This is a genomic window from Deltaproteobacteria bacterium HGW-Deltaproteobacteria-2, from assembly GCA_002840505.1.
In the GTDB taxonomy this organism is placed as follows: domain Bacteria; phylum Desulfobacterota; class Syntrophia; order Syntrophales; family Smithellaceae; genus Smithella.
On record PHBC01000002.1, the window covers coordinates 554,239 to 574,636 of the forward strand.

Here is a 20,398-nt window from a genome sequence, read left to right on the forward strand (position 1 = left end):
TATTATTTCTCCGGTTTATTTTTTTGTAGAGCTTTTTTCAATTTTTCGGCAAGCATTCCTGAACCGACAGAAACTTGCGAATCATCATACACCAGACTTACCTCTTTACTATGCGCATCACCCCCGAGGTATTCCGCCAAGACTCCCCGGCTATGAACATCTTCATGGCAATAGGCGCAAAGATTTTCCCAGTTGCTTCCATCAGCAGGATTATTGCTGTGATTGCCGTCTTTATGATGAACGGTCAAAAGTTTCCTTTTCGATCCGGGAAACTCCCGGCCGCAACGGGCGCAAACAAGACCATTAATTGCCAATGATTTTTCCCGGTAATCCTCTCCTGCCGTAGTTTTTTGAGAATCTTTCATTTCCCGAACTAAGTCTTCCGCTGATTTTACCGTTTCCACAACAGGCAAGACCGATTTTTTTTGAACTTTAACGCTGCCCCATTTACTGGAGAATGTTACTTTTGCCATTATAATTTCCCCGTATTAAGCTTTTTGTTTTTTTACAAGAACATCTATAAAAACGCTTATTCCTTTTATAATTGCAATAATATTTTTAAAGGAACTAAAAACAGGCAATTTCATGGCCAGAGGTGCAAAGTATTGTATATTGTCAATAACATCATTTATAACCGATCCGGAACGGTTTGTGGTATCAGAAAAATTCTGAATTTTTTTGTTAATCACCGATGTGGAGTTATTAACATTTGCGGTAATCTCTTCCATGTTTTTCAATATGGTGGGCAAACTTTTATTCATAGTTTGCAACGTGATTGTCAAATCTTTCGATACACGCCATATCTGTAAAAGAACGGGAATACAAAATATTATCAGCAGAATAAGAATAACAACTAAAATTAATAAGCCTATTTCTAAATCCATTGATTTTCTCCTTAATTATTTATTCTATTTTTATAATTTATTTTTAACTGCTGTAATTAATAATCAATTTGTTTTTTTGATACTTTCTTCTTTGTAAGCTTCTAATCCCGCATCGACCGCTTTTCTCAACCTAATTTTATTATCCTCGATAACTTCGGAGCCTTGTTGAGCAAATTCATTTATCCGCCCTTCCACTTCCTCCATTTTTTCTTTTGCCGATATTTCCAAATCCTTCAAATGCTTAACAGTTGTTTCACAAATCGCTTTACCTTTTTCTATGGCATTTTCATACCCTTCTTTGGCATGCTCTAAGAATTCATCTGTTTTGCGGATGATATCCTCTCGTGTCTCCTTGCCGCTTTTGGGCGCAAACAATATTCCCAGAGCAACTCCAATCAATCCGCCAATAAATAAACCTTTTAATAAATCACCGCTTTTTTCGGACATAAAACACCTCCAAAGTTATTCATATTCAATTTCTTTTGCATGTAACATTTTTTATAAGAAAGGAAAAAACTTCCAGCAAGATATTTCAATGCCATCTTACCCGGAATTACAAATAATTTAATTTTTTTGCATTATAACACAATAAAATAATTTAAGCCTTATATAGAATAAAAAATCGGACATTCACAAAAATGTAAATGTCCGATTAATTTGTCCTGCGACTTTATTTTAAAGCAATTATTTTGCAGGTGCCGGTGCGGCTTCAGGAGCAGGTACTGCAGTAGCTGCAGGTGCAGGAGCAACAGGTACTTCGACTTTAGGAGCCTCTGCTGGTGCCGGCTCTTCAGCTTTTTTACAGCCTACGACTGCAAAAGATAAAGAAGCAACAAAAAGCATAGCGACAAAAATAGCAAATATTTTTTTCATTAACGCCTAACCTCCTTTCAAAGATTTCGTAATGCCCGGCTTAAACAAGCCAAGTCTTTGTATTGAAGGGGAAGAATACGCTTTTTTTTCACCTTGTCAAGAACAAATTTAACAATTCTTTAAGGTGTATGCATGTATTGTAAGTAAGTTTTATATATGCTATTTAACTCATAATTAAGAAACCTTTGCGAAAATTTTATAATTTAATTGTATATGAAAAAACATACTCATAAGTATTTAGAAAAAATGGAAGAATTGAAGCAATTAATCAAAAAACTCCGTGCGCCAGACGGCTGTCCCTGGGATCAACAACAAAAGAAGGAGGATATAAGGAAATATATCTTGGAAGAGGCTTATGAAGTAGTTGATTCTATTGACAAGGGAAGTCCTCAAGCTATAAAAGAAGAATTGGGCGATTTACTCTTTCAAATATTATTTCTGACTGAAATATGCTCCGAATCAAACCTTTTTTCTCTGAGTGATGTTCTGGACGGAATTATAACAAAAATGATCCGGCGGCACCCGCATGTTTTTGGCAGTAAAAAAGTAAACTCCGTGCAGGAAGTGAAGGAAAACTGGCAGCAAATAAAGAAATTAGAACGAAAAAATAAAAATGTTGAAGAAGATTTGTTTTCCGGCGTTCCTCTTTCATTTCCGGCTTTGAAAAGAGCTCAAAAAATAACAGCCATTGCTTCTGCTTACGGTTTCGATTGGTCCAAAACGCAGGATGTAATAAATAAATTGAAAGAAGAAATTAAAGAGCTAAGAACTGCCGTAAAAAACAGCAATGAAGATGAGATTGAAGAAGAATTAGGCGATATCTTATTTACCCTGGTCAATGTAAGCCGTTTCTTGTCTGTTGACGCGGAAAACGCCTTATCAAAAACAACAGAAAAGTTTTTACGCCGATTTTCTTATCTGACTGAACAATTATCCGCTAGAGGCATACCCATTAAAGATGCAACTTTAGCCCAAATGGATGCGCTCTGGAATGAAGCAAAATCAAGGGTATGAATCCCTCAGCTTTGTCCCGATTCATCGGGGTTCAACTTACCGGCTCCGATACGCCCATAGCGACCCCGTGGTGCCCTTCAGTGTATTTAGGTTATTCGCTGAAACTGGAGTTTCACAAACAAAGGATTGAATATGAAATATTTTCTCTGCGTAGTGGGCATGGTTTTTATCATTGAAGGTTTGCCTTACTTTCTCTTCCCGGAAAAATTGAAAATCTATTTGCTTAAAATAACAACTATCGATGACTCCGCTTTACGATTTTTAGGAATATCCGCAATGATTTTCGGGCTGATTCTGCTGTATTTCGGACGAAACCGAGAGTAATTATATTGACATCCACATCGTAATCTGATTATTTGCCAAAACTTTTTCATTTTGCACAAAGAGATATATGGAATTAAAAGATTTTTCATATTTTTTACCCGATGAACTCATCGCTCAGCACCCCTGCCAAAAGCGGGACCAATCACACTTGCTTGTTCTGGACAAGAAGAAAGAAAAAATGGCGGATTTCTCTTTTTTTCAACTACCTGATTTCTTACAAAGCGGTGATGTTCTCGTCATTAACGATTCTCGTGTTATTCCCGCAAGACTTTTTGGTAAAAAGCCGACCGGAGGCATTCTGGAAATATTGCTTTTAACCAGGAAAGCAAATGAAAAAGATTCTCAAACATGGGAAGTGCTGCTAAGATCTGCCAAGAAACTGCAGGAGAATGATGTTATAGACCTCGGCAATAAATGCGAGGCAAAGGTTTTAGCCCGCATATCTGATAAAAAATGGTTGCTGGAATTTTTTTCACTATATGGTTTTGAAGCTTATTTGAATACTTACGGCCGCGTCCCCCTGCCCCCTTACATTAAGCGTAAAAAAAATGCTGAATCGAATATTACCGACCGCGAACGTTACCAGACTATTTACGCGAAAAATCCGGGCTCAGTTGCTGCCCCAACCGCAGGACTGCATTTTTCTGCTGATGTTTTGCAAACATTGCAAAAGAAAGGTATTCAAATAGCTCCGATAACTCTACACGTTGGATATGGAACTTTTATGCCTATCGAAGTAAATGAAGTGGAAAAACATGTTATGGAATCAGAGTATTATGAGATAAATGCGGAGTCCAGCCAAATAATTAACAATTCAAAGCGGGTAATTGCGGTGGGAACGACCGCTACCCGCACATTAGAGAGTGTTGCCGATGATGATGGATATATCCCCGCAAAGTCCGGCACTACCAATTGTTTTATTTATCCCGGTTATAAATTTAAAAGAGTTAAGGGACTTTTAACCAATTTTCATTTGCCGCAATCATCATTATTTTTACTTGTCTGCGCTTTCGCCGGGACAGACTTAATTAAGAAAGCTTATCAACACGCCGTAGAAAGCCGTTATCTTTTTTATAGTTACGGCGACTGCATGCTTATTATTTAGGACAAATGAAAGATGCCTTTTCAATTTGATTTGATCAAACAAGATTCTGCCACTTCCGCCCGTTTAGGAAAGATGACCACCCCTCACGGTATAGTGAATACACCCACGTTTATGCCAGTGGGCACTCAGGGAACAGTTAAATCAATGCTGCCCGAAGAAATCAAAAATTGCGGCGCTGAAATTATTTTAGGCAATACTTATCATTTATACTTGCGTCCAGGCCATGAAACTATCAAAAAACTGGGCGGTCTGCATCGGTTCATGAATTGGCCGGACCCGATTCTGACCGACAGCGGCGGTTTTCAGGTATATAGTTTAGGTGCTCTACGTAAAATTACGCCCGAAGGCGTCATATTTCGTTCTCATATTGACGGCTCCAAACATTTCTTAAGTCCTCAGAAAGCTATTGAAATCCAGGAAGCGCTCGGTTCGGATATTATGATGTGCCTTGACGAGTGTACACCCTACCCTGCTACATTCTCTCAAACCGAAGAATCTCTGAAACTGACTGTAAAATGGGCCGATTTGTGTAAAACGGCGCAAACAAACAATGAGCAGGCGCTTTTTGGCATTATTCAAGGGGGAACTTATCTGGATTTACGTAAACAAGCAGTGGAACAATTGATACCTCTTGATTTTGATGGTTACGCTTTAGGCGGAGTCAGCGTAGGCGAACCTAAAGAAATAAAGTATAAAATCACTGATTCAATCACTCCTTTATTGCCCGCTAATAAACCGCGTTACCTTATGGGTGTAGGAACTCCGGAAGATATAGTTTTTGCGGTATCATGCGGAATAGATATGTTTGACTGTGTTATTCCCACCAGATGTGCTCGTCATGGATTATTGTTTACAAATGAGAAAAATGTTGTTATAAAAAACGCCCGTTGGCGGGAAGATAATAATCCTATTGAACAAACGTGCGATTGTTATACTTGCCGGAATTATTCCCGGGCATATTTACGTCATCTTTATGTCGCCGGTGAAATATTGGCGATGGTACTGAATACCATTCACAATGTCCGTTATTATATGCGATTAATGGAGCAAATCAGAACGGCATTAAAAGAAGGTCGTTTTTTAGAATTTAAGAATGATTTTTTATTAAAGAAAACAAATTTATAAGAAATCCTGATAAAGATTAAATTTAATACCATTTCTAAATCAAAAATGATATTGAAGCGGCAAGAAAGAAGAGGCAAGACAAATTATACAAATATTCCTGAAGTTAATATTCCCGCAAAGATGGGACAGGTCCTGCCAAAAATATTTTTTTTAGCATTACAATAAGGAGGAAGTTAAATTGATGACTTTAGCATACGCAATGGGCGGTGCTCCGGGTGGAACGGCAACCGGTGGCGGCGATTGGGGTTTTCTCATAACCATGGCAGTAATTTTCGTGATTTTTTATTTTTTACTGATTCGCCCTCAACAAAAAAAACAAAAAGAACTCAAGGCCATGTTAGATAATCTTGCCTATGGTGACGCAGTAATGACAACCGGAGGTATTCACGGCAAAATAACAGGTTTAGCCGATTCAGTTATAACCTTAGAAATTGCCGACAAGGTTAGAATAAAAGTCGCACGAAGCGCTATTGGAGCTATTATTCAGAAATCCGGTGCAGCGACTCCGACACCTCCAACAAAGTCATAATATAGAAAGGGGCATTGCATGTTCAAATCTTTAAAGCTCAGAGTAGCGATAACTTTAATTGTTTGTCTTGGCGCTTTATATTTCCTAATACCTACATTTTTCCCAAATATTCCATCGTCCTGGAATAAATATCTGGCCAAAGAAAAAATTCATTTAGGTCTGGATTTACAGGGCGGTATGCACCTTGTTCTGGAAATTGACACGGATAAAGCTCTGGAGGCGATGATGGAGCGAACTTCCAATGAGTTAAAAGAATCATTGATGGACAGCAAGGTTCGTTTCCGCAATTTGGAAAAAGCCAAAGGCGCTACAATTTCCATGGAATTAACAGATTCTGATGGTAAAACCGTTTTGGAAAAAGTGTTACTCGACAAATATCCTGATCTGGAAATCGATACAACCAGTCATCACGATAAAGGACAACTTGTTACTTTAAAAATAAACGATAAAAGAGCCGCTGACCTGAAAAAGCTAACCGTTGAACACTCTTTGGAAACAATCAGAAACAGAGTCGATCAATTCGGAATAGCGGAGCCGGAGATTATACCGGAAGGCGATAATCGTATTCTTATTCAACTCCCTGGTATTAAAGACCCGGAGAGGGCCAAAAATCTCATCGGTAAAACAGCTCTTTTGGAATTTAAAATTGTTGACGACGAAAATTCACTGGAAGAAGCTCTCCGGGGCAATCTCCCGGAAGGAGATATTGTTGCTTACGGATTGCGTGCTGATAAATCAACAGGAGAGAGAGGCTCATCTCCGTATTTGCTAAAAGACAAATCATTGTTGACCGGTGCTTCACTGGAAACCGCCAAGGTTCAGATTGCTGACCGTTTCGGTGATGTTACTGTTAGTTTGACATTCAACTCTCAGGGATCGGTTGATTTTGAAAGAATAACGGGAGAAAATGTTCGCAAAAGATTGGCAATTGTTTTGGACGGCGTCGTTCACTCCGCTCCCGTCATTCAGGAACGTATCTCGGGTGGTCAAGCTCAGATTACCGGCAACTTCACTATGGAGGAAGCACGCGACTTGGCTATTGTTTTACGCGCCGGAGCTCTGCCCGCACCTGTTAATATTCTGGAAGAAAGAACCGTCGGTCCATCACTGGGCAGTGACTCCATTAGGCAGGGCATTCTTGCAACCATTATCGGTTCGCTTTTGGTTATTTTATTCATGATTGTTTATTACCGCCTTTCCGGCGCTGTTGCCGATATTGCGCTCATCGTTAATATATTGTTGATTATGGCGGTACTCGCAGCCTTCCGGGCAACCCTGACTCTGCCGGGGATTGCCGGTATGCTTCTCACGGTCGGCGTTGCCGTGGACGCGAATATTCTGATATTTGAAAGAATACGGGAGGAATTACGGACGGGGAAAACCGTTCGCCTGGCTCTTGATACAGGCTATGACAGGGCATTCATTACTATCATTGACACGCATATCACAGGTATTGTCGCTGCCGTTGTTCTGATCTTTTTCGGGACAGGCCCGATCAAAGGATTCGCGGTAACAACAATCATTGGCCTTCTGGCCAGTCTTTTTACCTCCATTTTTATCACGCGGGTAATCTTCGATTATGTTATGGGGAACTACAATATTAAAAAATTGAGCATTTAAAATTAAAGCGCAGGCAGGAGATATAAAATGAGCATGGAGTTGATAAAACCAGGTGTTAACATAGATTTTGTCGGAAAAATGAATTACGCGATTGCTTTTTCAGCCATCCTGATTCTCATCGGCATCGGATCGATTATCTATCATGGAGGGTTTAATCTGGGTATTGATTTCGCCGGCGGATCAATCATTCAGGTAAAATTTTCAAAAAATATTTCCGCCGATCAAATTCGTACTGCTTTAAAGTCAACAAAGCTGGAAAACAGCACTATTCAACAGTTCGGCGCCAATGAATTTTTGATCCGCACATCGGAATCTTTCTCAGATCAAAAGATACTGGCCGCCAATGTGGAACAACCGCTCTCTGCGGCTTTCAACAAGGATTACGAAATCCGGCGCGTGGAAGTTGTCGGTTCTAAAGTCAGTGCTGATTTTACCAGAAAAGCTATTATTGCTGTTATTTTTTCCTGGCTGGCTATCTTGATTTATGTAACCTGGCGCTTCGAGTTCCGCTACGCCGCAGGAGGAATTCTTGCTCTGGTTCACGATACGTTGATTGTAACCGGAGCTGTCGCCGTTATGAACATGGAATTCACCATAAACATTCTCGCGGTACTCATATTTGTTATCGGTTTTTCTATTAATGACACCATTGTTACGTTGGATCGAATTCGGGAAATTGTAAAACGGAACCCCAAACAGAAGTTAGGCGATATCATCAATTTGGCAATTAATGAAACCCTCAGCAGAACCATCTTGACGTCTCTGACTGTTTTCTTTACTGTTTTAGCCCTGTACATTTTTGGCGGAGCGGTTATCCGCGATTTTGCTTTTGCCATGCTGATCGGCACCGTTATTGGAACCTATTCCACTATTTATATTGCCTGCACCAGTGTGCTGCTTTTTGAAAATCTGCAGCTTTCAAAAATGAAGAGGAAAAATTAAGTTGTCTTTTTTCGCAGCAGCAGGATTTACGGTTTTTATTTTAATATTATTCGCGGGTATTTTCCTGAATTTGTTTGGATTACCCGGAACTGTAGTTGTTTTTTTTGATGTTTTGTTTTATGCAATTTTTACCGGCTTTGATCACATTGGGTTAAAAATTATCCTGTTTCTGCTCATTTTCACTATAATTGCCGAAACAATCGACTTATTTTTTGTTATAGGCGGGGCATTTCAACCGGTTGCTTCAAAAAAATCTTTTGGAGCGGCGGCATTAGGAGCTTTGGGGGGAATATTTTTGCTTACGCCATTTTGTGGAGGACCAGGAATATGGATAGGATTTTTTTTAGGAGGCCTTGCCGGAACATTGATAATAGAATTTATCCATCAATCAAAATTAAAGGCTCCTTTCCGAATGCCTGGTCGCGTTATTTTTACTATGATAGGAGGAAAGATATTTAAAGGAATAATTGCCCTTTCTATGATCGCCTTTTCTCTATCCAATATTTACTCTTAGGGGTTTCTAGTTAATATGGCTGAAAATAATAAAACAAAAGAAAAAAGAAAATCGAAAGTTAAAGAATACGTTGAATCAATCATCATAGCGATTTTGATCGCTCTTTTTATCCGCACATTTATAATCTGTGCATACAAGATACCTTCCCGCTCCATGGTACCGACTCTGTTGGTTGGAGATCATATTTTAGTCAGTAAATTTATTTATGGCATTAAAATTCCTCTTTTAAGAAAAACTATTGTCCCTATTAGCAACCCGCAAAGAGGTGATATTGTAGTTTTCATTTACCCCAACGACCGGTCGAAAGATTTCATCAAGAGGGTGATCGGCATGGCCGGTGACAAAATTGAAATAAAAAATAAAAAAATATTCATCAATGATAAAGAATATAAAGATTCTTATGGTATATACAGCGATAGCGTAATTTATCCGGCTTCTATCCAGAACCGCGATAATTTCGGACCGGTTACAGTTCCTGAAAAATCTATTTTTGTCATGGGTGATAACCGCGACGAAAGTCTGGACAGCCGTTTCTGGGGATTTGTCAATTTAAAAGATGTTGAAGGAAAAGCTTTTATAATATACTGGTCGTGGAACCGCGAAGATCATAATCTCCGTTGGCAAAGGCTGGGCAATTTGTTACATTAATACCAATTCTAAAGGAAATTTTCGCCCTGTTGGCGAAAATTCTCGGTAATGTAAGATTCTATTTATTACGCACGCCTTGCGGAAATGCGCTCCCGATCAAGGCGCTATTTTTGTTGGTCCCGATTCATCGGGATTGTCAGCTTCCTCAACGTATATAAAATACGCCTCGTCGTCTTTGCCCATCCGCCTTAATATCATCTCTGATTTAGAAATGGTAATCAGTAGATATTTAGTCAAAGAATGCCGATATTACCATAGCCACGGAAAGACAATTCAGAATAACAACTGTTGCCCAGGAAACAATATTCATCAACCGGCCATTTACATAATTACCCATAATTCGTTTATCATTGATCAAAAGAAGCATAAAAATCAGAATAAAGGGAAGCAGCATTCCGTTAATAACCTGCGAATAATACATGATGCCGATCAAAGGCACATTGGGCAGAAGAATAAACCCTGCACCCAGAAAAATCATTAACGAATACATGCCGTAAAACTGCGGCGCTTCGGCGAATTTGCTGTTTAAGCTTGATTCCCATCCAAACGCCTCACAAATTGTATAAGCTGTGGAAAGCGGCAGAATGGAAGCGGCAAAAAGAGAGGCATTAAGCAAACCGAAGGCGAATAAAGAAGCAGCGTATGACCCTGCCAGAGGAACCAGCGCCAAAGCCGCATCCTTGGCTGTTTCAATTTTAAACCCGTGTTGAAACAACGTAACAGCACAAAGCATTATAATAAAAAACGCCACCACATTAACGGTTATCGAACCGAAGATAACATCCATTCGCGAATATTTATAACTCTCTGCTTTTAAACCCTTGTCTACGATGGATGATTGAAGGTAAAACTGCATCCATGGTGCGATCGTTGTTCCAACGATACCTATGGCCATAGTAAGCATTCCGGTATCGAAGTTCATGGTTGGTGTAAAGGCAGCTTTACTGATTGCCGACCAGTCGGGATGCACAATAAATCCGGAAATAATATAGGAAAGATAAAAAACACAGGCGATTAGAAAAACCTTTTCCACTGATTTATAATTTCCTTTTACCACCATCCACCACACAAGAATAGCGCCAACCGGAACCGAGATATGTTTACTAACACCGAATATTTCCATACTGGCGGCAATTCCGGCAAACTCGGATAATGTATTTCCTAAATTAGCCAGGAAAAGAACAATCATCAAATAGAAAGTGATTTTTGCCCCGAAACGTTCGCGAATTAAATCCGAAAGACCCTTGCCGGAAACAACGCCCATGCGGGCGCACATTTCCTGAATAATTATTAAGGCAACGGTTACGGGGATAAGTATCCAAATTAATTTCAAGCCATAATGAGCACCGGCCAAAGAATAAGTGGTAATACCGCCGGCATCGTTGTCCACATTGGACGTGATTATTCCCGGGCCAATCAATGCAAAAAAAAGACCGATTTTCCAGAAGCCTTTTTGTAATATTTTTTCCCAAAGCTGTTTTATTTTATTCATAGTTCTTCTTGCAAATTCAGCTTAAGTTGTTATTTTTCCAACTGAGGAGCGACAACTTCCAAAAGATTCTTAAATATAATGGTCCCATGCATCCGGTCATTTTCATCAACAACAGGAATAGCTGTTACTCCGTATTTAGCAAAATGTTCGGCAATCGTATCATCATTATCATCAAGTTTTACCGAAATGACACGCTCATCCATCAGCTCTTCGAGTTTTTTGTCCTGATCGGCCAGAATTAAATCACGTAAAGTTACTACCCCCAAAAGATGTTCTTCGTCGTCAGTAACGTACACATAATAAACCATTTCAATATCCGCCGCTTCCTGGCGAAATCTTTCCAGTGTTTCTTGTACAGTCATTGATGGACGGAAACTTAAGTAAGACGTTGTCATCATACCACCGGCTTCTCTTTCCGGATGGGTTAAGAGCTCCTTGACATCATCGGCAATATCCTTTTCCATTTCGTTTAAAATTCCCTCGGCCTTGGCTTTGGGCAAATCAGCAATAAGGTCGGCGGCTTCAGATAAAGACATTTCTTCGATAATATCTGAGGCTTTTTCCGAGTTAAGATCATTAATCAGACTGACCTGAACCTTGGGATCAGTTTCTTCAAGAGTTTCCGCCGCAGTCTCGACATCAAGAGCCTGAAATACAGCAGCACGCTGCTTAATGTCCATTTCTTCGAGAATATCCGCCAAGTCAGCCGGATGAATTTTACCGAGCCTGTTCTGAGTTATATTCAAGCGCAGCAAATCCGGCGAATGCACCGGCTGTACGAATTTCCACGAAATAAACTGATTGGGTAATTTGTAGTCGAATAGCCCCTGAAAAATTATATCAAAAGGTTTTATCAAACCCATGCGGCGGATCACACCACGAAAACCTACATCAACGTGGACGAGATGCATCCCCTGGCTTGTTTTTAAAAACTGAAGATCATTAACCCTTCTGATCTTGGCTCCATCAGTATCCACAACCTGCTTATCCAATAAGGCGTCCTTGAGTAGCAGTTCCCCCTGCCGCAAATTAAGAGTAAGCAACTCACTTGTTGAATGTATGGAAACGGATACATCTCCATTAAAATCAACTACGTTTCCCCAAGGAAGAAAAACGGGATTTTCTTTTTGCGCGGAACTGAATATTATTCCGGTAACTATAGGAAAAGGATCAATAAACTCCGCGGCTAAATCATAAACTTTGCCCAGGGTTTCGCCTCCGGCTCCGATAATTTTTTTCCCCAGAATTCTGCTTAAAAATAAAAAAATTTCGGGATCCTGATTTATATCCATTTTCCCCTCCGAATTTTCATTTATATCAGTTATTCTTTTTTAACAAAAGTTTTTTTGAATTATTTTTTCATCTTGACATTTTAACACCTTAGTTGTATTAAAAATCAGATTTTACCCTTTTAATTTAATCCGGTGAGATTGAAAAAGGAAAACATAATGAAATGTTTATCAAGATATTATCAAGCCTTTCTCCTTTCGGGGGAAGGCTTTTTTTATAACATTACCCGAGGTTGACACGTATGTCGAACAATAAAAACATCAAAACAGTAATGGATAAGGACGGGATTGAAAGATGCCTCACCCGAATCGCTTATGAAATTCTGGAAAAAAATAAAGGCATGGAAAACCTTGTACTCGTCGGCATAAGAACCGGTGGAGTTTATCTGGCCCAAAGACTACAGAAGAAAATGTCCGATATCGAACACGGAAAGATTCCTCTGGGAATACTTGATATAACTCTCTATCGTGATGATATTTCCGCGTCCAACAAGAAACCTCGCCTCGGGGAAACAAAAATAAATTTCTCTCTTGATGATAAAATAGTCATACTCGTTGATGATGTCCTCTTTACCGGTCGAACCATCCGAGCGGCAATGGACGCACTGATTGATTTCGGACGCCCCAGGATGATTCAGCTTGCCGTTTTAATCGACCGCGGCCATCGCGAACTCCCGATAAGAGCCGATTTTGTCGGCAAAAATCTCCCCTCTTCTCTTTGGGAAGCCGTCCGTGTCGACCTGGTGGAAAAAAACGGTGTGGATGAGGTTGTCATAGAAGAAGGACCATAAATTAAAAACTTTTTAAGGCTTGTTATGAAATTTGAAAGAAAAGATATTCTGGGAATAAAAGACTTATCCGTTGATGAGATAAATTTCATTCTGGAGACAGCGGAATCTTTTTTGGAAGTATCCACCCGTAAAATAAAGAAAGTGCCCACACTGCGCGGTAAAACAATCATCAATCTTTTTTATGAAGCAAGTACGCGCACCAGAACATCTTTCGAAATCGCCGGCAAACGATTAAGCGCCGACACTATCAACATTTCAGCTTCAACCAGTTCCGTGGTCAAGGGAGAAACTCTTATTGACACCGCCCGCAATCTGGAAGCCATGAATCCCGACGTCATTGTCATCCGCCACAGCGCTTCCGGAGCTCCGCAAATGCTGGCCTCACTGGTTAAACAATCTATCATCAATGCCGGCGATGGCGCGCATGAACACCCAACGCAGGCTCTGCTGGATATGATGACTATTAAAGAACACAAAAGTAAAATCGCCGGATTGAAGGTGGCGATAATCGGCGATATCGAACACAGCCGTGTCGCCCGTTCCAATATTTACGGCCTGTCCAAAATGGGCGCTGATGTTGTCCTGGCCGGTCCGGCGACCATGCTGCCGCGCGATATCGAACAAATGGGTGTAAAAGTTTTTAACAAGATGGAAGAAGCTATTGAAGGCGCGGACGTAGTAATGATGCTGCGCATTCAGTTGGAAAGGCAAAAACAAAGCATCTTCCCGTCACTGCGCGAATATTCCCAGCATTACTGCCTTAACCGCAACAACATTAAACTAGCCCAAAAAGATGTCATCGTTATGCATCCGGGACCGATTAACCGTGGCGTGGAAATATCGCCCGACATTGCCGACGATTCTTCTTATTCTGTAATTCTTGATCAGGTGAACAAAGGCGTGGCCGTAAGAATGGCACTGCTTTACCTGCTCACCGGAGGTAGTGAATGAAACTATTATTAACCGGCGCGAGAATAATAGATCCCGCGCAAAACATAGACTCCCGAATGGATATTTTTCTGGAAGACGGTAAAATTGCCAAGATTGGCGCAAATCTTTCCAAGTCATTAAAATCAAAAGATTCAGAAAAAACATCGAAGATTATTGATTTGGCCGGAATGATTATCGTTCCCGGGCTGATTGATATGCACACACATCTGCGCGAACCTGGTTTTGAATACAAAGAAACAATAGCATCAGGAGCCGCTGCCGCAATTGCCGGTGGATTTACCTCTATTGCCTGCATGCCCAACACCAATCCGATTAACGATAATCGTTCCATTACAGAATTTATCAAAAGAAAAGCAGCGGAGGCCGCGCTGGTTAATGTTTATCCGATTGGCGCCATCAGCATGGATTCAGCAGGTTCAAAGCTTACAGAATTCTGGGACCTCAAAGAAGCGGGCATTGTCGCGCTTTCCGACGACGGCAATCCGGTAATGAACGCCGCCCTGATGCGCAGGGCTATGGAATATGCCTTCTCCCTGCAATTACCGGTTATTTCGCACTGCGAAGACACAAACCTCTCTGCGGATGGGTTGATGAACGAAGGTTATTATTCAACCATCCTGGGACTGCGCGGTATCCCCGGCATCGCGGAAGAAGCAATGATTGCCCGTGATATTCTAATTGCCGAATTTACCAAGACTTGTGTTCACATAGCGCATGTCAGCACGGCCGGTTCCGTTCGCCTGATTCGCGATGCCAAAAAAAGAGGTCTGAAAGTAACGGCGGAGACCGCACCCCACTATTTCACTCTGACCGAAGAATCACTTCAGGGCTATGATACCAACTTCAAAATCAATCCCCCGTTAAGAAGTGAAAAGGACATCGCGGCAATTAAAGAAGGTCTTGCCGACGGAACGATTGATGTCATTGCCTGCGACCATGCTCCCCACGGACGTACAGATAAAGAAGTGGAATTCGAATACGCTGCCAACGGAATCAGCGGTTTGGAAACATCGCTGGGATTAAGCTTAAATCTAATCAACAGCAAAATTCTTAATTGGCCGGAATTAATTGCCAAGATGAGCTTAAATCCGGCGCGCATCTTGAATTTGCCGAAAGGAACGCTGGAGACAGGCGCGGATGCCGATATCACCGTAATCGATCCCCAACTCAAATGGACTGTTGATGTGCAGGCGTTTCGCTCGCGCGGGAAAAACTCTCCGTTTCATGGACGCCAGATGCAGGGCAAAGCTATCCTTACGATCGTAGGCGGTGAAATAAAATTTGATGGTCGCTAGAGAACAAATAAAAACCACCGGATTCGTTCTGCGTACGTTAAACTACAGTGAATCGGATTTAATCGTAACATTCTACAGCTCTGATTTCGGCAAGCTCAAGGGAATTGCCAAAGGCGCCAAGAGAAGCAAGAAAAGATTTGCCAACGTTTTTGAACCTTTTTCTCTGACCAACATCATCTTTACCCGTAAAAGCCGTGACATGCTGGCTTTCATCGAATCCTGCGATATCATCGACCATCATCACGCCATTCGTCAGGATATGGAAAAAACATTGATGGCGTCTTATTTTATCGACCTCACAGATCACTTCAGCCCGGAAGGAAAAAAGAATGAGTGTGTATTTCAGCTATTGCATGATTTTCTACTGTTGCTGGGTAGAGAAAAAGCATCCGATGCGGTCGTGCGCTTTTTCGAAATGCGTTTGCTGAAATTAGCGGGATTCGAACCGACCATTGATCGTTGCATCGTCTGCAAAACACCGGTGACCAACGGCAACTCTTATTATTTTCATGCTCATGAGGGTGGAATCAAATGCAGTGCCTGCGCCAAGCCTCAAAGATTTGAACAGCCGATTTCCGCCGGCACAGTGCGCACCCTGCTTCTGGGCAAAGATGTGGATATTGATAAAATTAAACTAATCTCGTTTACTAATTCTCTAGCCATGGAATCGCGCAGTCTTCTCATTGATTTTATTGCTCATGTGCTGGGACGAGAAGTCAAATCGCTGAAGGTCATGGAACAGGTCAGGAAGCTCTGCACATAATACTTTCACAAAGTCTCAGTAGTGGGCAGTTTTCAGAATTTAAGATTACCGGTTGAATTTCGGTATTCGATTTTATATGTTTATTTCAATATATAAATATATATTTATGTAAAAAATGTTAACAATGTATTTGAATAAGTTATTCATAACATATTATAAAATAACAGGATGCAGACCTTTATTTGTGTAAGGTCAATTTTTTTGTTAATATATTTTAACGAAAATATTTTGATGAGGTTTTAAATGCGCAAACCGGAGTTACTGATTCCCGCAGGTAATCTGGAAAAATTACGAACCGCCCTGCTCTATGGAGCTGACGCTGTATACGTTGGCGTGGAAGGTTTGAGCTTGAGGGCAAGTTCGTCTGAAATATCTATGGCCGATTTAGCCTCAGGCGTGAATGAAGCACACGCCAAAGGCGTAAAGGTTTACGCGGCAGCCAATACGTTCGCCCGCAATACTGATTTGGAACAGGCAAAGAAAATTATTCCCGAACTTACGGCAATTGGAGTTGACGCTCTGATTATCAGCGAACCGGGAATGCTGAGGCTGATTAAAAGTTTAGCGCCGCAGTTGCCGATTCACTTGAGCACGCAGGCTAACACCACAAATATCGAAGCTGTCCGTTTCTGGCAAGACCAGGGAGTGCGGAGAATTATTCTGGCTCGGGAACTTAATTTAAATGAAGTCAGAGAAATTGCCGCGGCTGTTCCCGAAATGGAGTTGGAGATTTTTATCCACGGCGCGATGTGCATGGCCTATTCCGGACGATGTTATTTATCGGCATTCCGCAACCGCAGGAGCGCCAATGAAGGCGATTGCAGTCAACCATGCCGATGGGAATATTTACTTTACGAATCAACAAGACCATCCGATCCGTTTATTATTGAAGAGGACGAACGCTACAGTTATCTTCTTAGTTCCAAAGATCTATGCCTCATCGAATATCTGTCCGAAGTACTGGCATCCGGCGTTACCAGTCTTAAAATCGAGGGCCGGATGAAATCGGCTTATTATGTGGCGGTAGTTACCCGGACATACCGGCAGGCACTTAACACGTTAATGCGCCAAACAAAAAAATACAAATGTCGACACGAATGGATTGACGAGCTTACAAAAATATCCAACCGCGGCTATACCACCGGCTTCGCGTTCACTGAAGAAAAAATAAACGAAACCAATCCGGAGATTAAATATATTCAAACTTATGAACCGGCGGGGAAAGTGCTAAATTATGACAGAGAGAATAAAAGAATTTTGTTTAGCGTTAGAAATCGCATAAAAATAGGTGACTGTCTGGAAATTCTACTGCCCGCAGATATTGTTACCATAAAAATCATTTCCATAACTGACAGGAACGGGAATAATTTTTCAGAGGCACACAGCGGTTCCGAAATATATGTTCCATTCGAACACGAAATACAGATGGGAGTTTTTGCCCGTCAGCAAATCACGAATCATTCATAACAATTTAAAATAATTGTCATATATACCAGATACGATTCTTTGAAGCTGCTTTAGCAATATGTTATTGCATTGTATTGAGAGCTTTGCATAACTCCATTTGCGTCATTCCAGTTAAAACCGGAATCCAGGAAATACTTGAAAATACTGGATATACCCTAAAGGGCAACATGGCCGACCTACGCCGGGAAGACAAAAGTGATGGATTTCTCTGGCTCCGCAGCGTGCCTTTAAAATCTAACAACATAAATCAGGCACGAATAAAATCCCTTGACATTAGCTTGGAAATAGTTTATTGGTTGAACCACTGGACCAATCAATCACAAGAAAAGAATGGTTTAGAAGGAGATGTACCATGACAGCCAAGAAAGTCTTTTCCCAGCCGCTTACACGTTCACGTCTTCATGAGGAGATTGTGACAATTATCCAGAAGCAGATTATGAATGGCACGATTACTCCGGGAAGCAAATTGCCTCCCGAGCGGGAAATGGCGGAAACGTTCAGTGTCAACCGTGCTACGGTGCGTGAGGCATTACGTAAACTGGAGAATCTCGACCTTGTTGAAATCAGACATGGTGACGGATTATATGTCAAAAATTATCTGGAAAGCGGTAATTTTGATCTTATCAAAGCCGCTTTAAATTTGGATAAGGGAACGGAAATAATCTTAAATATACTGGAGGCTCGCAGCTATGTAGTGCCGCAGATGGCTTACATGGCGGCGCAAAGGCGCACTTCCACTGATCTTGAAGACCTTCAGCAGGTCATCTCTAACGAAGACTTGAGCATGCTGGAACGGGATATCAAGATACATCAGTTAATCGCTCGTTCCACCCATAACTTGCTCTACACTATTTTTCTCAACTTCTTCAATCAGATTTTCCGCGACTACGGTTATCTTTATTTTGACAACAAAAAAAACGTTGAACGTTCACGTAAGTTTCATCAGGAAATTTATGAAGCCATCAAAAAAAAACAGGCTGGAGCGGCCAGACGGATTATGCAGGAAGTACTTCTTTATGCAGAGGAGGCCGTTAAAAAATCACTGACCGGCAAACAGAGAAAGGAGTAAATGCCATGCAGCGGTTTATTGAAAACCATACAGATGAACATTTTGATGTCATTGTTATCGGCGGAGGCATCAGCGGGGCTTCGGTGGCTTATGAGGCAGCCACGCGGGGGTTGAAAGTGGCCCTTCTGGAAAAAAATGATTTTTCCTGGGCCACATCGGCGGCCACGTCCAAGATGATTCACGGAGGCTTGCGATATTTGGTCAACGGCGAGATTATGTTGGTACGTGAGTCGCTGCGCGAGCGCCGGGTGCTGGAAAATATAGCTCCTAACTTCGTTTATCCCTGGCCAATGATGATGACCCATTACAAAACACCGCTTAAAAATAATAAATGGATCGTCAAAATAGGCATGCTGGTATATGATGCACTTTCCTACGATAAGAATTTTACCTGGGATGCCTGCAAGAAGATTCCTTCGCATAGAACCATTTCCAAAAAGGAAGTTATGCAAAACGAGCCGCATGTTCGTTCTGAAGGACTCACCGGAGCGTCAATTTTCTGCGACTGTGTCAGTATCTTTCCCGAAAGGTTAACGCTGGCTTTCATCAAATCCGCCGCAGCATATGGCGCTAAAGTATCCAACTATACCCGGGTTGAAGGATTCATGATGGGTTCCGAAAATAATGTAACCGGAGTAAAAGTAAGGGACCTTTTAAATAACAAAACATATGAAGTATCCGGCACAATTACAATTAACTGCGGCGGACCGTGGGCGGACATTGTTTTGGGTCTGGCTAAATCGAAAGGCGACGGCAGTTCAACATTGCGCAGGTCTGAAGGTATTCACATTATCACTTCGAAGCATCTGCTTTCCGGTAATTACACTGTTGCATCCATGACTCCATCCGGCCGTCATTTCTTCCTTATACCCTGGCGCAATCACACTCTCATAGGTACCACAGACAAACCTTTTACCGGAAATCCTGATGATTATCATGTCACTAGGGAAAGCATTATGGAACTGATAGACGATATCAATTCCTCTTTTAGTGACGGCAAACTAAGCTACGCAGATGTAAAGCACACCTACGGAGGCCTGCGTCCTTTGGTAGAAGAAGATACGTCGGAAACTTATTCATCTTCCCGTAAGTACGAAATATACGACAACAAAAAAGATGGATTAAACGGTCTGATCACCGTTGAAGGCGGCAAATATACGACGAGCCGGAAACTGGCGGAAAACTGCCTCAATATTGTAGCATCCAAGATGGAACAATCTCTGGGTCAAAGCGTTACCGACAAACAGTTTCTGACCGGATGTGAAATAAAAAATCTAGATGCCTTCTTATCCGATATTCAAAAAGAAAATAGCGATTTCGGCAAGCCTACCATGAATTATCTCGGGCGTAACTATGGTACCGAATACGCTGAAATCATCAAGTTGGCGCGAGCGGACAAGACTTTATCTGAGACATTAAACGAAGATGGCGAAATTCTGGCACAGGTAGTTTATGCCGTGCGTGCAGAAATGGCGCGCACTTTAACCGATATAGTAATGCGCCGGACCGGTATCGGCACTCTCGGTAATCCCGGTGAGAATATATTGCGCAAAGTTGCCAACGTTGCCGCTAAGGAATTAAATTGGGATGCGAATAAAGTTGAGCAGGAAATCTCAAACACTGTTAAATTGCTTACGCTGCCCAAGTGATTACCAAAAATATAAACATAAAAGCACCAGCGACGTACTGACAAATCGTGAGCC

General features: G+C 41.4%; 23 protein-coding genes. 17 read left to right on the plus strand and 6 right to left on the minus strand.

Annotated elements, in window-relative coordinates:
* Positions 1 to 2: 2 nt before the first annotated feature.
* The 4 genes from CVU62_06800 to CVU62_06815 form a co-directional block, all read right to left on the minus strand.
* On the minus strand, positions 3 to 365 hold the full coding sequence (locus tag CVU62_06800) for an HNH endonuclease (protein ID PKN38595.1): 363 nt from the start codon (positions 363 to 365) through the stop codon (positions 3 to 5).
* 123 nt (positions 366 to 488) lie between these two features.
* On the minus strand, positions 489 to 884 hold the full coding sequence (locus tag CVU62_06805; protein ID PKN38537.1) for a hypothetical protein: 396 nt from the start codon (positions 882 to 884) through the stop codon (positions 489 to 491).
* Between the two features lie 63 nt (positions 885 to 947).
* On the minus strand, positions 948 to 1,331 hold the full coding sequence (locus CVU62_06810; protein ID PKN38538.1) for a hypothetical protein: 384 nt from the start codon (positions 1,329 to 1,331) through the stop codon (positions 948 to 950).
* Positions 1,332 to 1,568: 237 nt separating this feature from the next.
* Positions 1,569 to 1,757 carry a hypothetical protein gene (locus tag CVU62_06815; GenBank protein ID PKN38539.1) on the minus strand — a complete coding sequence of 63 codons (189 nt, stop codon included), beginning with the start codon at positions 1,755 to 1,757 and terminating at the stop codon, positions 1,569 to 1,571.
* 213 nt (positions 1,758 to 1,970) lie between these two features.
* On the opposite strand from CVU62_06815, the gene CVU62_06820 reads away from it, so the two are divergent.
* From CVU62_06820 to lepB, 9 genes are all read left to right on the plus strand, one after another.
* Positions 1,971 to 2,771, plus strand: a complete 801-nt coding sequence (locus CVU62_06820; protein PKN38540.1) for a nucleoside triphosphate pyrophosphohydrolase — start codon at positions 1,971 to 1,973, stop codon at positions 2,769 to 2,771.
* A gap of 132 nt (positions 2,772 to 2,903) precedes the next feature.
* Positions 2,904 to 3,095, plus strand: coding sequence for a DUF2065 domain-containing protein (locus CVU62_06825; GenBank protein PKN38541.1), 192 nt, complete (start codon positions 2,904 to 2,906; stop codon positions 3,093 to 3,095).
* 67 nt (positions 3,096 to 3,162) lie between these two features.
* Complete coding sequence (locus CVU62_06830; GenBank protein ID PKN38542.1) at positions 3,163 to 4,200, plus strand: tRNA preQ1(34) S-adenosylmethionine ribosyltransferase-isomerase QueA; 1,038 nt, start codon at positions 3,163 to 3,165, stop codon at positions 4,198 to 4,200.
* Between the two features lie 12 nt (positions 4,201 to 4,212).
* Positions 4,213 to 5,325: a tRNA guanosine(34) transglycosylase Tgt gene (locus CVU62_06835; GenBank protein ID PKN38543.1), complete on the plus strand. Its 1,113-nt coding sequence runs from the start codon at positions 4,213 to 4,215 to the stop codon at positions 5,323 to 5,325.
* 181 nt (positions 5,326 to 5,506) lie between these two features.
* Positions 5,507 to 5,854 (plus strand): preprotein translocase subunit YajC, encoded by a 348-nt coding sequence (gene yajC / locus CVU62_06840; protein PKN38544.1) that lies wholly within the window; start codon positions 5,507 to 5,509, stop codon positions 5,852 to 5,854.
* 18 nt (positions 5,855 to 5,872) lie between these two features.
* Positions 5,873 to 7,474, plus strand: coding sequence for a protein translocase subunit SecD (gene secD / locus CVU62_06845; GenBank protein PKN38545.1), 1,602 nt, complete (start codon positions 5,873 to 5,875; stop codon positions 7,472 to 7,474).
* Between the two features lie 33 nt (positions 7,475 to 7,507).
* Positions 7,508 to 8,416 (plus strand): protein translocase subunit SecF, encoded by a 909-nt coding sequence (gene secF, locus CVU62_06850; protein PKN38596.1) that lies wholly within the window; start codon positions 7,508 to 7,510, stop codon positions 8,414 to 8,416.
* Complete coding sequence (locus CVU62_06855; GenBank protein ID PKN38546.1) at positions 8,412 to 8,930, plus strand: hypothetical protein; 519 nt, start codon at positions 8,412 to 8,414, stop codon at positions 8,928 to 8,930. The genes secF and CVU62_06855 overlap by 5 nt, the downstream gene beginning before the upstream one ends.
* 15 nt (positions 8,931 to 8,945) lie before the next feature.
* Positions 8,946 to 9,578 carry a signal peptidase I gene (lepB, locus tag CVU62_06860; protein ID PKN38547.1) on the plus strand — a complete coding sequence of 211 codons (633 nt, stop codon included), beginning with the start codon at positions 8,946 to 8,948 and terminating at the stop codon, positions 9,576 to 9,578.
* Between the two features lie 229 nt (positions 9,579 to 9,807).
* On the opposite strand, the gene CVU62_06865 is transcribed toward lepB, so the two are convergent.
* Both CVU62_06865 and CVU62_06870 read right to left on the minus strand, forming a co-directional pair.
* Positions 9,808 to 11,070, minus strand: a complete 1,263-nt coding sequence (locus CVU62_06865; protein ID PKN38548.1) for an Mn transporter — start codon at positions 11,068 to 11,070, stop codon at positions 9,808 to 9,810.
* A 29-nt stretch (positions 11,071 to 11,099) separates the two neighbouring features.
* Entirely contained in the window at positions 11,100 to 12,362 is a 1,263-nt protein-coding gene (locus CVU62_06870; GenBank protein ID PKN38549.1) for a hypothetical protein, read from the minus strand.
* Between the two features lie 239 nt (positions 12,363 to 12,601).
* Here CVU62_06870 and CVU62_06875 point away from each other — a divergent pair, with 239 nt between their 5' ends.
* The 8 genes from CVU62_06875 (at position 12,602) to CVU62_06910 (ending at position 20,344) form a co-directional block, all read left to right on the plus strand.
* The gene (locus CVU62_06875) at positions 12,602 to 13,150 is read left to right on the plus strand and encodes a bifunctional pyr operon transcriptional regulator/uracil phosphoribosyltransferase PyrR (GenBank protein ID PKN38550.1); all 549 of its coding nucleotides are present in this window, start codon (positions 12,602 to 12,604) and stop codon (positions 13,148 to 13,150) included.
* Positions 13,151 to 13,174: 24 nt separating this feature from the next.
* On the plus strand, positions 13,175 to 14,101 hold the full coding sequence (locus CVU62_06880; GenBank protein ID PKN38551.1) for an aspartate carbamoyltransferase: 927 nt from the start codon (positions 13,175 to 13,177) through the stop codon (positions 14,099 to 14,101).
* Positions 14,098 to 15,396, plus strand: coding sequence for a dihydroorotase (locus CVU62_06885; protein PKN38552.1), 1,299 nt, complete (start codon positions 14,098 to 14,100; stop codon positions 15,394 to 15,396). Before CVU62_06880 ends, CVU62_06885 begins: the two co-directional genes overlap by 4 nt.
* On the plus strand, positions 15,386 to 16,159 hold the full coding sequence (gene recO / locus CVU62_06890; GenBank protein ID PKN38553.1) for a DNA repair protein RecO: 774 nt from the start codon (positions 15,386 to 15,388) through the stop codon (positions 16,157 to 16,159). Before CVU62_06885 ends, recO begins: the two co-directional genes overlap by 11 nt.
* Positions 16,160 to 16,402: 243 nt before the next feature.
* A complete protein-coding gene (locus CVU62_06895; GenBank protein ID PKN38554.1) occupies positions 16,403 to 17,626 on the plus strand; it encodes a peptidase U32 in 1,224 nt (407 codons plus the stop codon).
* Positions 17,627 to 17,709: 83 nt separating this feature from the next.
* On the plus strand, positions 17,710 to 17,982 hold the full coding sequence (locus tag CVU62_06900) for a hypothetical protein (protein ID PKN38555.1): 273 nt from the start codon (positions 17,710 to 17,712) through the stop codon (positions 17,980 to 17,982).
* Positions 17,979 to 18,695 (plus strand): hypothetical protein, encoded by a 717-nt coding sequence (locus tag CVU62_06905; protein PKN38556.1) that lies wholly within the window; start codon positions 17,979 to 17,981, stop codon positions 18,693 to 18,695. The genes CVU62_06900 and CVU62_06905 overlap by 4 nt, the downstream gene beginning before the upstream one ends.
* A gap of 5 nt (positions 18,696 to 18,700) precedes the next feature.
* Positions 18,701 to 20,344 (plus strand): glycerol-3-phosphate dehydrogenase, encoded by a 1,644-nt coding sequence (locus CVU62_06910; GenBank protein ID PKN38557.1) that lies wholly within the window; start codon positions 18,701 to 18,703, stop codon positions 20,342 to 20,344.
* Positions 20,345 to 20,398: the final 54 nt, after the last annotated feature.

Coding starts and splice junctions, on each gene's coding strand:
- CVU62_06800 (PKN38595.1), bottom strand. CDS start 365: ATGAAAGATTCTCAAAAAACTACGGCAGGAGAGGATTACCGGGAAAAA.
- CVU62_06805 (PKN38537.1), bottom strand. CDS start 884: ATGGATTTAGAAATAGGCTTATTAATTTTAGTTGTTATTCTTATTCTG.
- CVU62_06810 (PKN38538.1), bottom strand. CDS start 1,331: ATGTCCGAAAAAAGCGGTGATTTATTAAAAGGTTTATTTATTGGCGGA.
- CVU62_06815 (PKN38539.1), bottom strand. CDS start 1,757: ATGAAAAAAATATTTGCTATTTTTGTCGCTATGCTTTTTGTTGCTTCT.
- CVU62_06820 (PKN38540.1), top strand. CDS start 1,971: ATGAAAAAACATACTCATAAGTATTTAGAAAAAATGGAAGAATTGAAG.
- CVU62_06825 (PKN38541.1), top strand. CDS start 2,904: ATGAAATATTTTCTCTGCGTAGTGGGCATGGTTTTTATCATTGAAGGT.
- CVU62_06830 (PKN38542.1), top strand. CDS start 3,163: ATGGAATTAAAAGATTTTTCATATTTTTTACCCGATGAACTCATCGCT.
- CVU62_06835 (PKN38543.1), top strand. CDS start 4,213: ATGCCTTTTCAATTTGATTTGATCAAACAAGATTCTGCCACTTCCGCC.
- yajC (PKN38544.1), top strand. CDS start 5,507: ATGACTTTAGCATACGCAATGGGCGGTGCTCCGGGTGGAACGGCAACC.
- secD (PKN38545.1), top strand. CDS start 5,873: ATGTTCAAATCTTTAAAGCTCAGAGTAGCGATAACTTTAATTGTTTGT.
- secF (PKN38596.1), top strand. CDS start 7,508: ATGGAGTTGATAAAACCAGGTGTTAACATAGATTTTGTCGGAAAAATG.
- lepB (PKN38547.1), top strand. CDS start 8,946: ATGGCTGAAAATAATAAAACAAAAGAAAAAAGAAAATCGAAAGTTAAA.
- CVU62_06865 (PKN38548.1), bottom strand. CDS start 11,070: ATGAATAAAATAAAACAGCTTTGGGAAAAAATATTACAAAAAGGCTTC.
- CVU62_06870 (PKN38549.1), bottom strand. CDS start 12,362: ATGGATATAAATCAGGATCCCGAAATTTTTTTATTTTTAAGCAGAATT.
- CVU62_06875 (PKN38550.1), top strand. CDS start 12,602: ATGTCGAACAATAAAAACATCAAAACAGTAATGGATAAGGACGGGATT.
- CVU62_06880 (PKN38551.1), top strand. CDS start 13,175: ATGAAATTTGAAAGAAAAGATATTCTGGGAATAAAAGACTTATCCGTT.
- CVU62_06885 (PKN38552.1), top strand. CDS start 14,098: ATGAAACTATTATTAACCGGCGCGAGAATAATAGATCCCGCGCAAAAC.
- recO (PKN38553.1), top strand. CDS start 15,386: ATGGTCGCTAGAGAACAAATAAAAACCACCGGATTCGTTCTGCGTACG.
- CVU62_06895 (PKN38554.1), top strand. CDS start 16,403: ATGCGCAAACCGGAGTTACTGATTCCCGCAGGTAATCTGGAAAAATTA.
- CVU62_06905 (PKN38556.1), top strand. CDS start 17,979: ATGACAGCCAAGAAAGTCTTTTCCCAGCCGCTTACACGTTCACGTCTT.
- CVU62_06910 (PKN38557.1), top strand. CDS start 18,701: ATGCAGCGGTTTATTGAAAACCATACAGATGAACATTTTGATGTCATT.